At 70.4% G+C, this 13,952-nt stretch carries 9 protein-coding genes; 4 read left to right on the forward strand and 5 right to left on the reverse strand.

Going from position 1 to position 13,952, the window contains the following annotated elements:
* Positions 1 to 32: 32 nt before the first annotated feature.
* Genes FNH08_RS27775 through FNH08_RS27800 form a run of 5 tightly spaced genes read right to left on the reverse strand, consistent with a single transcriptional unit; the run spans position 33 to position 7,381 of the window.
* The gene (locus tag FNH08_RS27775; RefSeq protein WP_407704467.1) at positions 33 to 3,218 is read right to left on the reverse strand and encodes a glycoside hydrolase family 2 TIM barrel-domain containing protein; all 3,186 of its coding nucleotides are present in this window, start codon (positions 3,216 to 3,218) and stop codon (positions 33 to 35) included.
* The gene (locus FNH08_RS27785; protein ID WP_152774277.1) at positions 3,218 to 4,054 is read right to left on the reverse strand and encodes a carbohydrate ABC transporter permease; all 837 of its coding nucleotides are present in this window, start codon (positions 4,052 to 4,054) and stop codon (positions 3,218 to 3,220) included. The genes FNH08_RS27775 and FNH08_RS27785 overlap by 1 nt, the downstream gene beginning before the upstream one ends.
* Before the next feature lie 14 nt (positions 4,055 to 4,068).
* A complete protein-coding gene (locus tag FNH08_RS27790; RefSeq protein WP_152774278.1) occupies positions 4,069 to 5,031 on the reverse strand; it encodes a carbohydrate ABC transporter permease in 963 nt (320 codons plus the stop codon).
* Complete coding sequence (locus FNH08_RS27795; RefSeq protein ID WP_152774279.1) at positions 5,031 to 6,317, reverse strand: ABC transporter substrate-binding protein; 1,287 nt, start codon at positions 6,315 to 6,317, stop codon at positions 5,031 to 5,033. Before FNH08_RS27795 ends, FNH08_RS27790 begins: the two co-directional genes overlap by 1 nt.
* 41 nt (positions 6,318 to 6,358) lie before the next feature.
* The gene (locus FNH08_RS27800) at positions 6,359 to 7,381 is read right to left on the reverse strand and encodes a carbohydrate kinase family protein (protein WP_322725544.1); all 1,023 of its coding nucleotides are present in this window, start codon (positions 7,379 to 7,381) and stop codon (positions 6,359 to 6,361) included.
* 162 nt (positions 7,382 to 7,543) lie between these two features.
* On the opposite strand from FNH08_RS27800, the gene FNH08_RS27805 reads away from it, so the two are divergent.
* From FNH08_RS27805 to FNH08_RS27820, 4 genes are all read left to right on the forward strand, one after another.
* Positions 7,544 to 8,293 (forward strand): DeoR/GlpR family DNA-binding transcription regulator, encoded by a 750-nt coding sequence (locus FNH08_RS27805; protein ID WP_322725551.1) that lies wholly within the window; start codon positions 7,544 to 7,546, stop codon positions 8,291 to 8,293.
* A gap of 37 nt (positions 8,294 to 8,330) precedes the next feature.
* On the forward strand, positions 8,331 to 9,668 hold the full coding sequence (locus tag FNH08_RS27810) for a 6-phospho-beta-glucosidase (protein WP_322725546.1): 1,338 nt from the start codon (positions 8,331 to 8,333) through the stop codon (positions 9,666 to 9,668).
* Between the two features lie 56 nt (positions 9,669 to 9,724).
* Positions 9,725 to 12,772: an alpha-mannosidase gene (locus tag FNH08_RS27815; RefSeq protein WP_152774281.1), complete on the forward strand. Its 3,048-nt coding sequence runs from the start codon at positions 9,725 to 9,727 to the stop codon at positions 12,770 to 12,772.
* A 170-nt stretch (positions 12,773 to 12,942) separates the two neighbouring features.
* Complete coding sequence (locus tag FNH08_RS27820) at positions 12,943 to 13,839, forward strand: sulfotransferase family protein (protein WP_322725547.1); 897 nt, start codon at positions 12,943 to 12,945, stop codon at positions 13,837 to 13,839.
* The last annotated feature ends 113 nt before the right edge of the window (positions 13,840 to 13,952 follow it).

A 13,952-nucleotide genomic window follows, 5' to 3' on the forward strand; every position in this document is an offset into this window, starting at 1 on the left:
AGGCGGGGGGTGGAGTCGAGGGAGGAGGGGTTTCACAGGGTGCGCAGGGTCCAGCTCCAGCGATGGGTGCCCGGCGGAACGAGGTACGAGGGCGAGGTGTCCGGCCCACATGAGGAGGTGCCGACGCCCCGGTGGGCCGCGTCGATGTGGACCACGCAGGCGGGCCGGGGCACCAGTTCGTCGTGGTGCGCGGCGGCCGTCAGGTCCTCGGCGCGGTAGTGGCTCACGGAGACCTGGCGGGGTCCGTCGAGGCGTACGGCCAGCCCGTGGCCGCCGTCCCCGGTGAGCGAGAAGTGGCGCACGCCGTGCCGGCCCCCGCTCTCCTGCGGGCGCAGATACGGGGTGAACAGCTCGTCCACGGCGGCCGAGTAGTGCCCCACGGGCGCCCCGAAGGCTCGGTCCGGGTAGCTCTCCCAGGGGCCCTGCCCGTACCACGCGAAGCGGTCGAGCCCGGCGACGGTCTCGAAGACGGTGCCCACCCGGGCCACGTCCGTCAGCTCCTCGGGCAGTACCGCCGTCTCCTCGACGAACACCCGGCCGTCCAGCAAGGCGGTGAACGTCTGCTCGTGCTCGACCGCCCCGGCGGCCGTGGCCCAGCGGGACCGCACCCGGACCTGGGCGCCCTTGCGCTCCACGGAGACGGTCTCGCGCTTCAGGCGGTCCAGGCCCCAGTCGCGCCAACGGCCGGCCATGCCGCCGAGGACGTCGTTGTCGGTGGGGGCGCGCCACAGACACAGCACGGGCGGCGCGGTGAGCAGCGGGTGCAGCAGCAGGCCGTCGGCGTCGGTCCCGGGTGCCGCGTCGGAACCGGAGCCGCCCGCAGCGGGGATGAGGTGACCGAAGCCGTCCCGGACGGACCCGTCGGCGGCGTCCTCCTGGAGACCCACCACCGGCTCGCCCGCGTCGGCCTCGTACCAGCGCACCTGAGGGCCGCACACCTCGGTGCCGCGCGGCGCCCACGGCTCGTCGGCGGCCGTCGTCACACGCAGGGTCAGCCAGATCTCGCCGGCCCCGTCGAGGACCTCCGGTCGGTCGATCACCGCCGCGCCGCCGGGCGGGACGTCGGGCAGCTCGGCGGGCACCGTCCAGCTGCCTCCGTCGGCGGCGGCGAACTCCCACTCGGCGGCCAGCCACGACAGATCGCGGAAGTGCTGCCGGTTGTGCACCCGCAACACCCGCCAGGTGCCCTCGCCCTCCACGGACAGCCGTACCGGCGCGGCGATCTCCCGGTGCTCGTACAGCGCGGGCTTGGGCGTGCGGTCGGGGAAGACCACGCCGTCGGCGATGAACGCGCCGTCGTGGATCGTCTCGCCGAAGTCACCGCCGTAGGCCCAGCGCAGGCCCGGTGCGGCGACACCGCCCTCGTACAGCCCCGCGCCCGCGCGCCCGGCCGGTCTTCCGTCGCTCACCCGCTGGAGAATGCCGTGGTCCCAGAACTCCCAGATGAAGCCGCCCTGAAGACCCGGGGTGGACTCGATGGCCGCCCAGTGGTCGGCGAGCGTGCCGTTGCTGTTGCCCATGGCGTGGGAGTACTCGCACTGGATCAGCGGCCGGGTCTGCTCACCGGACAGCGCGTGGGCGACACAGTCCTCGATCGGCGCGTACATCGGGCAGGCGATGTCGGAGGCGTCGTCGGTGGCCGCCCAGTCCAGCTTGGCGGCGCCCTCGTACTGGATCGGCCGGGTCGGGTCGTGGCGGCGCACCCAGCCGGCGGCCGCGTCGTGGTTGGCGCCGTAGTCGGACTCGTTGCCCAGCGACCAGATGATCACGGAGGGGTGGTTCTTGTCGCGCAGCACCATGCGTGAGACGCGGTCCACGAAGGCGGACGTGTAGCGCGGGTCGTCGGCGATCTCGTGGGCGTGGTCGTGCGACTCGATGTTCGCCTCGTCCACGACGTAGAAGCCGAGCTCGTCGGTGAGGTCGTACAGCGCCGGGTCGTTCGGGTAGTGGGCGGTGCGGATCGCGTTGAAGCCGAACCGCTTCAGCGTCACCAGGTCGGCGCGCATGTCGTCGTACGACACCGTCCGCCCCGTGAGCGGGTGGAAGTCGTGCCGGTTCACGCCGCGGATGTAGACCCGCTCGCCGTTGACCAGCAGGTCCCGGCCGCGGATCTCGACCTCGCGGAAGCCCACCCGGTGGGTGGAGGTGTCGGCGACGGAACCGTCGGCCCGGTGCAGGCGCACGGTCAGGCCGTACAGCTCGGGTGTCTCGGCGGTCCACGCGCGCACGTCGGGCACGGTGGTGCACAGGCGGGCCTCGCCCAGGAACTCGGAGACGCGCTCGTCCTCGGCGTTCAGCCGGTCGAACTCGGCGTCCTGCGCTAGGGCCTGTGTCGAAAGTGGCGTCGTCCGCCCGAAGGGCGGGCCGGGCGGCGTCTGGTGCGTGCTCTCGGCGTGCCGGGTGGAAGCCCTCGTACTGGACGTACTTGGGCTTTCGCCCGGTGCGGCGAGAGTGCGTGCCAGGCGTCGCCCGGCAGGCGCCACTTTCGACACAGGCCCTAGGGGCCGGTCATCCAGATCCCCCGTGACGTACCACCCGTCGGGCAGCGCGCCCGCCGCCGACCGCACCCGGCAGTCCACCCGCAGCCCGCCGTCGCACCGCGCCCGCACGGTCACGTCCGCGAGGTGCAGCGGGTCCGTCGCGTACAGCAGCACCGAACGGGTGATCCCGCCGTGCCACCACTGGTCCTGGTCCTCGATGTGCGAGGCGTCGGACCACTTCACGACGGTGAGCCGTACGGTGGCGGACTCCCCGGGCCGTACGGCACCGGAGAGGTCGAACTCGGCCGCCAGGTGCGAGTCCTTGGAGACGCCCACCGGCCGCCCGTCCACGTGCACGAGCAGCACGCTCTCGGCGGCGCCCACCTGGAGCACGATCCGGCGTCCGGCCCAGTCGGCGGGGATGTCCACCTCCCGCTCGTACACGCCCGTGGGGTTCGTGGCGGGGGAGTGCGGCGGGAACTCGGCCCACGGCATCCGGACGTTGGTGTACTGCGGCAGGTCGGTCGTGTCCTGCATCGTCCACACCCCGGGGACCGACGACGAGGACCACGTGGGGCCGGGCTCCACGTCGGGCGACGGCAGCAGCTGGAAGCGCCACCGGCCGTCGAGGGACAGGGCGCCCTCGCGCCGGTCCACCGCGCTCATCGGCATCCGGCCCCAGGAGGTCACCTCCGGTGCCTCCCACGGGCGCAGCGCGGTCAACGGATCGCCGGGTATCACCGGATGGCTCCCTTGCCGAGGTCGGCGATGATCTGCTTGGCGCCGACCGCGAAGACGATCAGCAGCGGGATGAGAGCCAGGAGCGCGCCCGTCATGACCATTCCGTAGTCGGTCGTGCCGTGCACGCCGTTGAGCTGGGACAGGGCGACCTGGAGGGTCACGTTGTCCGGGTTGGTGAGGGCGATCAGCGGCCAGGCGTAGTCGTTCCACTGGCCCATGAAGGTGAAGATGCCGAGGAACGCGAGGCCCGGCCGGACCACCGGCAGCGCCACGTGCCAGTACTGGCGCAGGAAGTTCGCCCCGTCCAGCTTCGAGGCGTCCAGCAACTCGTCGTGGATGGCGCTCCTCATGTACTGGCGCATCCAGAAGATGCCGAACGCGTTGGCCGCCGCGGGCACGATCAGCGCCGTCATCGAGCCGATCCAGCCGATCTTCGCCATGATCACGAACTGCGGGATGATCGCCAGCTGCGTCGGCACCATGAAGATCGCCATCAGCAGGGCGAACAGCAGCCCGCGGCCCGGGAACTCGAACTTGGCGAAGACGAACGCCGCCAGCGAGTCGAAGAACAGGACCAGGAAGGTCACCGAGACCGCGACGAGCAGCGAGTTGAACATCGAACCGAAGAAGCCGATGTTGTCGAAGAGACTGCGGACGTTCTGAAGGAAGTGCGAGCCGGGCAGCAGCTTCGGCGGGTAGGAGAAGATCTCCGACGACGTGTGCGTCGACATGATCACGGCCCAGTAGAACGGGAAGGCCGAGAGCAGCAGCCCGATGACCAGGACCGCGTGGAGGGCGACACCCCGACGCCGTGATCCCTTGATGGATGCCATGGTGTGCGGCCTCCCTATTCTTCGCCCCGGCGCTTCACCAGGCGCCAGTTGATGATCGAGAAGAGGACGACGACGAGGAAGATGCCCCACGCCACGGCGGCGCCGTAGCCGAAGTCGTTGTTGTCGAAGGTCTGCTGGAAGAAGTAGAGGACCATCGTCCGGCCCGCGTGGTCGGGGCCGCCGGAGAACGTCGAGTCGTTGGAGGTGTTCTGCAGCAGCACCTGCGCCTCGGTGAAGCTCTGCAGGCCCGTCACCGTCGAGACCACGAGTACGAACAGCAGGGTCGGCCGCAGCAGGGGCAGCGTGACCCGGAAGAAGGTCTGCACGGGCCCGGCGCCGTCCACGCGTGCCGCCTCGTACAGCTCGCTCGGGATGGTCTGGAGTCCGGCGAGGAAGATGATCGCGTTGTAGCCGGTCCACTGCCAGGTCATCAGTGTCGCGATGGCGACCTTGATGCCCCACGGTGTGTTCAGCCACGCCACCTGGTCGATACCCACGGCCTGCAACAGGGCGTTCACCAGGCCGAAGTTGGTGGAGAATACCGAGCCGAAGATGATCGCGATCGCCACCACCGAGGTGACGTTCGGCAGGAAGTAGGCGAAGCGGTAGACGTTCTTGAAGCGGACGGCCGAGTTGAGCATCACGGCCGTCAGCATCGCCAGGAAGATCATGGGGAAGGTGGCCAGCGCCCAGATGATCAGGGTGTTGCCGATCGAGGCCCAGAAGTCGCTGTCGCTCAGCAGGTACTGGTACTGGGAGAGCCCCGCCCACTCCATCGAGCCGAGCCCGTCCCAGCGGTGGAAGGACAGGTAGAGCGAGAAGCCCACCGGGATCAGACCGAAGCACAGGAAGAGCAGATAGAAGGGGGAGATCGCGACGTAGAGGTGCCAGTACTTGCGGAACCCCTTCTTCGGCTGCGCGGCGGGCGCGTCCGCCACGACGGCCGGGGGCTCTTGAAGCGCGGGGACCGTGGCCATCAGTAGCTCACCCCCAGGTGCTTCGCGATGCGCCGGCACTTGCTCATGGCGTCACTCCATGCCTTCTCCGGGTCCTTGCCGAGGACGCCGACGTTCTTGATCTCGTCCTTGATCGGCTGCCCGAGCGCCACGTCGTACGGGCTGTTGTAGGCGACCACGATCTTCTGCGCGGCGGGGCCGAAGACGTCCGTCGTGACCTGGCCGCCGAAGAAGGGGTCGGGCTCGCGCAGTTGCTTCAGCTCGTAGCTGGCCGGGGTGGAGGGGAACAGGCCGGCGTCGACGTAACCCGAGGCCTGGTTGGCCGCGTTCAGCATCCAGGCGATGATCTCGAAGGCCCGCTCGGGCTCCCGGCACGCCTTGGTGATCGACAGGAACGAGCCGCCGTTGTTGGCGGGCCGCACGGGCATGTCGGTGACCCGCCACTTGCCCTTGGTCTTCGGCATGCCGTTCTTGATGTCGTAGGCCGCCCATGAGGCGCCCAACTGGCTGGGCAGCTTGCCGTCCTCCACCGCCGATATCTGGTCCGGTGTCCCCGTGACGAGGTTCGAGACGAGTCTGCGTCGCTTGGCCTCCACCGCGAGCGCCCAGGCCTGGCGCACGTGCTCCTGGTCGCCGATGAAGTTCCGGTCCTTGTCGACGTACCGCTTGCTGCCCTGCTGCACCGCGTTCTCGAAGACGCTGGTGACGTCGGTGAGCAGCGAGGATCCCGGTATTCGCTTGCGCAGCTGCTCGCCCGCCGCGAAGAACTTCTCCCAGGTGTTCAGCTCCTTGGCGACGTCAGCGGGTTCGTACGGCAGGCCCGCCTTGCGGAACACCTCGAACTGGTAGTAGTGCGCGACCGGACCGCAGTCGATCGGGAAGCCGATCATCGTGCCGTCGTCGGCGATGCCCTGGTCCCACTTCCACGGCAGGTACTGGCTCTTGTACTTCTCGGCGCCCAGCGTCCTGAGGTCCACGAACTGGTCCGCGTTGGGCAGGTACGACGCCATGTCCTCGCCCTTGAGGCCCGCGATGTCGGGGAGGTGCGCCTGTCCTGCCATCGTGGTGATCAGCTTGGACCGGTAGTAGCCGCCGATCTTGATGGCCCGCAGGTTGACGCTGCCGCCGTACCGGGCCTTCGCCTTCTTGACGACCGTGTCGCCGAGGCCGCCGTCCCAGTACCACAGGACCATGTTCCGGCCGGTCGAACCGGTCGGGACGGCACAACCGGATGCCAGTCCGCCGAGCGCCGTGGCGGCCGTGCCCGCCAGGCCCGCGCGGAGCAGGCTCCTTCGTGAGAGCCGCAAAGCTCCCACCGCCTTTCGGATGTCTTTGATTCAGGTGGGGGTCAGTGGGGGGTGCCGACTGGCGGCGTGACAGGGGCGTGGGGGAGAGGCGGCCCCGGGTCGGCCGGCAGCCGGTCGGCGAGGAAGCCGTACGCGCGCCGCAGCGCGGGGTCCTCCAGCGTGCGCCACCACTCGTGGACCCCGTACCAGCCGGGCGCCGCCAGGGCACCGCCGTGGTGGCCCACGGACAGGCCGGCGGCGAGCACCGCGAAGCGCAGCCGCTCGGCGAGGGGCCAGCCGCCCAGCGAGGCCGCGACGAAGCTCGCCCCGAAGACGTCCCCGGCGCCCGTCGCGTCCAGTACGTCGACGTCCAGGGCGGGCACGTCGGCGTACTCGCCGGTCGTCTGGTCCACGGCGACCGCGCCCTCTCCGCCGCGCGTGACCACGGCCACCGGCACCAGCTCCGACAGGGTGCCGAGGGCGGCGACCGCGCTGTCGGTGCGCGTGTACGCCATCGCCTCGGTCTCGTTCGGGAGGAAGGCATGGCACAGGGACAGCTGGTCGAGGAGGGCCGAGGACCACTGCTGGGTGGGGTCCCAGCCGACATCCGCGTAGATGTGCGTGCCGTTCGCGGCCGCCTTGGCGAGCCACTCGCGGGGCTCGGCCTCGATGTGCACCAGGGCGGTGCGCGCACCGGGCGGGTCGCCCATCAACTCGTCCTGGGTGTACGGGGGTTCCTGGCCGTGGGTGACCAGCGCCCGGTCGTGACCGTGCGCGAGGGAGACCGTGACCGGCGTGTTCCAGCCCTCCGCCGTGCGGGACAGCGAGAGGTCGATGCCCTCCTGGCCGTCGAGGACGTCACGGCAGTACTCGCCGTAGAAGTCGTCACCGAAGACCGTGGCCAGCGAGGTGGTGAGGCCGAAGCGGGAGGCGGCGACCGCCAGGTTGGCGATGCCGCCCGGACCGCAGCCCATGCCGTCGGTCCAGATCTCCTCGCCGGGCGTCGGCGGCTTGCCCAGCCCTGTGAGGACGAGGTCGTAGAAGAGCAGCCCGGTCAGCAGTACATCGGGCCGGTCGTCGTCCACGCGCGCATCCTCTCGTCACCGGCGTCCACGATCGTTTTTGAGCGCGTCACCACAAGCTCGTGATTTTGATGCACAGGATCGTGCGCGCATCCCGGGGATTTGGCAAGAGTCAAGCAGAAGTGAGCATGGAAATGATTGAAGATGACGAGTACTGTTCAGCGGGTGCTGGCAGAACGACGACACCAACTCATCCTCCGGGCCCTGCGGTCCGGCGGCCCCGCGGCGGTCACCGACCTTTCCGAACAGCTCGGCGTGAGCCCCGCCACCGTCCGGCGTGACCTCGTCAAACTGGAGGAGGAGGGACTGCTCACCCGCGTGCACGGCGGCGCGGTGGTGGAGGAGGGCGACCAGCCCTTCGCCGAGGTGGCGGAGATGCGTGTGCCCGAGAAGGACGCGATAGCGGCGAAGGCCGCCTCGCTGGTCCGGGACGGCCAGTCCGTACTGCTCGACATCGGCACCACCGCCTACCGGCTGGCCCGGCAGCTGCACGGCCGCCGGCTCACCGTGATCACCAGCAACCTGGTGGTCTACGAGGAACTCGCCGACGACGAGGGCATCGAACTGGTGCTGCTGGGCGGCATGCTCCGCCGCGAGTACCGCTCGCTCGTCGGTTTCCTGACCGAGGACAACCTGCGCCAGCTGCACGCGGACTGGCTTTTCCTCGGCACCAGCGGGGTGCGGCCGGGCGGGCACGTGATGGACACCACCGTCGTCGAGGTGCCCGTCAAGCGCGCCATGATCAAGGCCGGGGACAAGGTCGTCCTGCTGGCCGACCGCGCGAAGTTCCCGGGCACGGGCATGGCACGGGTCTGCGGACCCGAGGATCTGGACATGGTGGTGACCAACGCGCCCGTCGACCCCGCCACGCGGTCGTCGCTGGAGGAGGCGGGCGTGGAGGTGGTGCCGGCGTGAGGCGGGTACCCGGAAGTACGGCAAAGGTGGTAGTCGCGTGAAGCTGACGATTCTGGGCGGTGGCGGGTTCCGGGTGCCGCTCGTGTACGGGGCGCTCCTCGGCGACCGTGCCGAGGGCCGGGTGACTCGTGTCGTCCTGCACGACCTGGACGCGGAGCGGCTGTCCGCCGTGACCCGCGTCCTCGCCGAGCAGGCCGCAGGCGTGCCCGACGCACCTGAGGTGACCGCCACCACCGACCTCGACGAGGCCCTGCGTGGCGCCGACTTCGTGTTCTCCGCCATCCGCGTCGGCGGCCTGGAAGGGCGCGCCGACGACGAGCGGGTGGCCCTCGCGGAGGGCGTCCTCGGGCAGGAGACGGTCGGCGCAGGCGGTATCGCTTACGGACTGCGCACGGTGCCCGTCGCCGTCGACATCGCCCGGCGCGTGGCCCGGCTCGCCCCCGACGCCTGGGTCATCAACTTCACCAACCCCGCCGGACTGGTCACCGAGGCCATGTCCCGCCACCTCGGCGACCGCGTGATCGGCATCTGCGACTCGCCGGTCGGCCTCGGCCGCCGTATCGCCCGGGTGCTCGGCGCCGAGCCGGGCGAGGCGTGGATCGACTACGTGGGCCTCAACCACCTCGGCTGGGTCCGGGGCCTGCGCGTCGCGGGCCGTGACGAGCTCCCGCGCCTGCTCGCCGACCGCGACCTGCTCGGCTCCTTCGAGGAGGGCAAGCTCTTCGGCCCCGAGTGGCTCCAGTCCCTCGGCGCGGTCCCTAACGAGTACCTGCACTACTACTACTTCAACCGGGAAGCCGTCCGCGCCTACCAGGAGGCCGAGAAGACCCGCGGCGCGTTCCTGCGCGAACAGCAGGCCCACTTCTACGAGGAGATGCGGCGCCCCGACGCCGACGCCCTCAAGGCCTGGGACCGCACCCGCGCCGAGCGCGAGGCCACCTACATGGCGGAGAACCGGGAGAGCGCGGGCGCCGGCGAGCGCGACGCCGACGACCTGTCCGGCGGCTATGAGAAGGTCGCCCTCGCCCTGATGCGGGCCATCGCCCGCGACGAGCGCACCACCCTGATCCTCAACGTCCGCAACAAGGGCACCCTCGCGGTCCTCGACACCGAGGCCGTCATCGAGGTGCCCTGCCTCGTCGACGCCAACGGCGCCCACCCCGTGGCGGTCGACCCGCTGCCCGACCACGCCACCGGCCTGGTGTGCGCGGTCAAGGCCGTCGAGCGCGAGGTCCTGTCGGCGGCCGAGTCGGGCGCCCGTACGACCGCGGTGAAGGCCTTCGCGCTGCACCCGCTCGTCGACTCCGTGAACGTGGCCCGCAGGCTGGTCGACGGCTACACGGCCGTCCACCCGGGCATGGCGTACCTCAAGTAGAGCCCCGTACGGTCGGCTCAGGCGAGCCCCGCACAGTCCCCAGGAGACCTTCTTCCATGCATGACGAACGCCGCCGGATCGAGGAGCGCGTCCAGCGCGTCCACGACCAGCGCATCAAGCCCGCGATCCACTCCGCATCCGTGCCCTTCGAGGTCGAGGCCTGGCAGGCCCCCGGCGAGCCGGTCTCCTTCGAGGAGGCGGCGGCCGCCCCGTACAAGCCGTTCGCGATGGACACCCCGTGGGGCCCGCCCTGGGGCACGACCTGGTTCCGCATGCGCGGCCGGGTGCCCGCCGAGTGGGCCGGCAAGCGCGTCGAGGCCGTCATCGACCTCGGGTTCATCGGCGACTGGCCCGGCAACCAGGCCGAGGCCCTGGTCCACCTCACGGACGGCAAGCCGCTCAAGGCGGTCAACCCGCTCAACCAGTACGTGCCGATCGCCAACCCGGCGGTGGGCGGCGAATCGGTCGACTACCTGGTCGAGGCGGCGTCCAACCCGGACATCCTTGCCGAGGGCTTCTCCAAGATCACGCCGATGGGCGACATCCTCACCGCCGGCGACAAGCCGATCTACACCTTCCAGCGCGCCGACATCGCCGTCCTCGACGAGAACGTCTGGCACCTCGACCTGGACCTCCAGGTGCTGCGCGAACTGATGGTCCACCTCGAAGCGCACGACCCGCGCCGCCACGAGATCATGCACGCCCTGGACCGGGCCATGGACACCGTGGACCTCGACGACATCTCCGGGTCGGCCGCGGCCGTCCGCGAGGTCCTCGCCCCCGTCCTGGCCAAGCCCGCCCACGCCAGCGCCCACACGGTCTCCGGAGTCGGCCACGCCCACATCGACTCCGCCTGGCTGTGGCCCATCCGCGAGACCAAGCGCAAGACGTCCCGCACCTTCTCGAACGTGACGTCGCTCGCCGACGAGTACGACGACTTCATCTTCGCCTGCTCGCAGGCCCAGCAGTACGAGTGGGTGCGCGACAACTACCCGCACGTCTGGGCGCGCATCCAGGAGTCCGTGAAGAAGGGCCAGTGGGCGCCCGTCGGCGGCATGTGGGTCGAGGCCGACGGCAACCTGCCCGGCGGCGAGGCCATGGCCCGCCAGCTCATCCACGGCAAGCGGTTCTTCATCGAGCACTTCGGCGTCGAGACCAAGGGCGTGTGGCTGCCGGACTCCTTCGGCTACACCGCCGCCTACCCGCAGCTCGCCAAGCTCGCCGGCAACGAGTGGTTCCTCACCCAGAAGATCTCCTGGAACCAGACGAACAAGTTCCCCCACCACACCTTCTGGTGGGAGGGCATCGACGGCACCCGCATCTACACCCACTTCCCGCCGGTCGACACCTACAACGCCCGCTTCAGTGGCGAGGAGATGGACCGCGCCGTCCGCCAGTACTCGGAGAAGGGCGGCGGCACCCGCTCCCTGGCCCCCTTCGGCTGGGGTGACGGCGGTGGCGGCCCCACCCGCGAGATCATGGAGCGGGCGCGCCGGCTGGCCGACCTGGAGGGCTCGCCGAAGGTCGTTGTCGAGCACCCGGACGACTTCTTCAAGGCCGCTCGCGAGGAGTACCCGGACGCCCCCGTCTGGGTCGGCGAGCTCTACCTGGAGCTGCACCGCGCCACGTACACCTCCCAGGCCCGCACCAAGCAGGGCAACCGGCGCTCCGAGCACATCCTGCGCGAGGCCGAGCTGTGGGCGACCACGGCCGCGCTGCACGCGCCGGGGTACTCCTACCCGTACGAGAAGCTCGACCGCCTGTGGAAGACGGTCCTGCTCCACCAGTTCCACGACATCCTGCCGGGATCGTCGATCGCCTGGGTGCACCGGGAGGCCGAGGCCGAGTACGCGCGGGTCGCGAAGGAGGTCGAGGAGCTGACCGCCGAGGCGATCACGGCACTCGGCGGCGGCGAGGCACGCGTGTTCAACACGAGCCCGCTGGAGCGCAGCGAGGTGGTCCGGGCGGCGGACGGCTCCCTGACCCACACGGTCGTCCCGGCCAACGGCAGCGCGCCGCTGGGCGCCGGTGAGGGCACGGACCCGGTGATGGTCACCGGGCGCGTCCTCGACAACGGCCTCGTCCGGGTGGAGGTCGCCGAGGACGGCACCCTGGCCTCCGTACGCGACCTGCGGGCCGGGGGCCGAGAGGTGCTCGCCGACAAGGGCAACCTGCTCCGGCTGCACACGGACCTCCCGAACTACTGGGACGCCTGGGACGTCGACAAGCACTACAAGAACCGCTACTCGGACCTGCTGGACGCGGACTCCGTGACGGTGGTCGAGGAGGACCCGCTGCGGGGCGCGATCCGCGTCGAGCGCTCCTTCGGCAAGGGCTCGAAGATCACCCAGACGATCACCCTCCGGGCCGGCAGCCCCCGTATCGACTTCGAGACGGACATCGACTGGCACGAGGCCGAGAAGTTCCTCAAGGCGGGCTTCCCGGTCGACATCCGGGCGCCCCACTCCTCCGCGGAGATCCAGTTCGGCCACATCCAGCGCCCCACCCACACCAACACCAGCTGGGAGGCGGCCCGCTTCGAGGTCTCCGGCCACCGCTGGGTGCACATCGCCGAGCCCGGCTACGGCGTGGCGGTGATCAACGACTCCACCTACGGGCACGACGTCTCCCGCACGGTCCGCGAGGACGGCGGTACGACCACCACGGTCCGCCTCAGCCTGGTCCGCGCCCCGCGCATCCCCGACCCGGAGGCCGACCAGGGCAGGCACCGCTTCACGTACGCGCTCCTGCCGGGCGCGAGTGTCGAGGACGCGGTCGCCGAGGGCTACGCGCTGAACCTCCCGCTGCGGATCGCCGAAGCGGCCGGCCCGTCCGAGCCGGTCGTGTCGGTCGACGGCGCGGGCGTGACGGTGGAGGCGGTCAAGCTGGCCGACGACGCCTCCGGCGACGTCGTGGTCCGGCTGTACGAGTCCCGTGGCGGCCGCGCCGAGGGCGTGCTGCGCACCGGCTTCCCGCTCGCCGGGGCGGAGGTGACCGACCTCTTGGAGCGCCCGTTGGAGACGGTGGCCACGGAGGGGAACGCGGTACCGGTGTCGCTGCGCCCCTTCGAGGTGAAGACGCTGCGGCTGTCCGTGCAGAAGTAGTGATTCCGTTTCGCGGGATTCGCAGCAAGAATTAAGAAAGAGGTAAACGCGCAGGTCGCGGCGGGTGCACGGCCCGTCGCGACCCTTGCGCGTTTCCTTCGTGACACCTGAAGTTCGCCCGTTGCCCCTGGGATACGGGGCAACGAAAGTGGCAGTGGAGAGGTGTCATCGTGCGAGACCCGCGTATCAATGCGATCGGTAAGGGCCTGCGGCGCCGGGGCCGGCTGATCGCCGAGGCGGTGAGCCCGCCGAAGCGGAACCTGGACGCGGTGCCCGCGCCTCGAAGCACCGAGGCCGGGGCCGGAACCGGGGCCTCGGCGGAGCCGTACGTCGCCCCGCGCGCCCCGCGGCTGGTTCAGTCGCCGGTGTTCGTCCTCTCGTCGGTCCGGTCCGGCTCCACGCTCCTGCGGGTGCTGCTGAACAGCCACAGCCGGATCCGTGCCCCGCACGAGATGCATCTGCGGACGGTGCACGTCCATATGTCCCGGGACTTCACCGCGGACGCCATGAAGGCGCTCGAACTCGACAAGGACGAGATCGAGCATGTGCTGTGGGACCGGTTGCTGCACCTGGAACTCACCCGCAGCGGCAAGGAGCTGATCGTCGACAAGACGCCGCCGAACACGCTCATCTGGCCGCGGCTGCGTCGATGTTGGCCCGACGCGCGGTACATCGTGCTGCTGCGTCACCCCGGTGCGGTGATCGCTTCGCTGACGAGCCGTCGTACGGATCCCGATCACGAGGCCATCGCGGCGGAGGTCCTGTCGTACAGCGAGAAGCTGGAGGAGGCGCGGCAGAACCTGGCCTCTCACGTCATCACGTACGAGGAGCTCACGGCTGAGCCGGAGAAGGTGACGCGGGGCATCTGCGACTACCTGGGTGTCGGGTGGGAGCCCTCGATGCTCGACTACGGGACCAAGGACCACGGCACGTTCCGGCCTCAGCTCGGCGACTGGTCCACGACGATCAAGTCGGGCCGCATCCAGGCCGCCCGCCAGGCCGACCCGGCCACCACGCTGCCGCCCCGCCTGTCGGAACTGGCCCGCGCGTGGGGCTACGCGACCTGAGGGTCCTCGCCCCAGGACCCCGCTCCTCAAACGCCGGAGGGGCTGAAATGAGCGGACCCGCGCCCCGACAGGGGCGCGGGGAACTGCGCGACCAGCCACACCCAACCCGCACC

This window comes from Streptomyces spongiae, from assembly GCF_009377185.1.
Classification (GTDB): domain Bacteria; phylum Actinomycetota; class Actinomycetes; order Streptomycetales; family Streptomycetaceae; genus Streptomyces; species Streptomyces spongiae.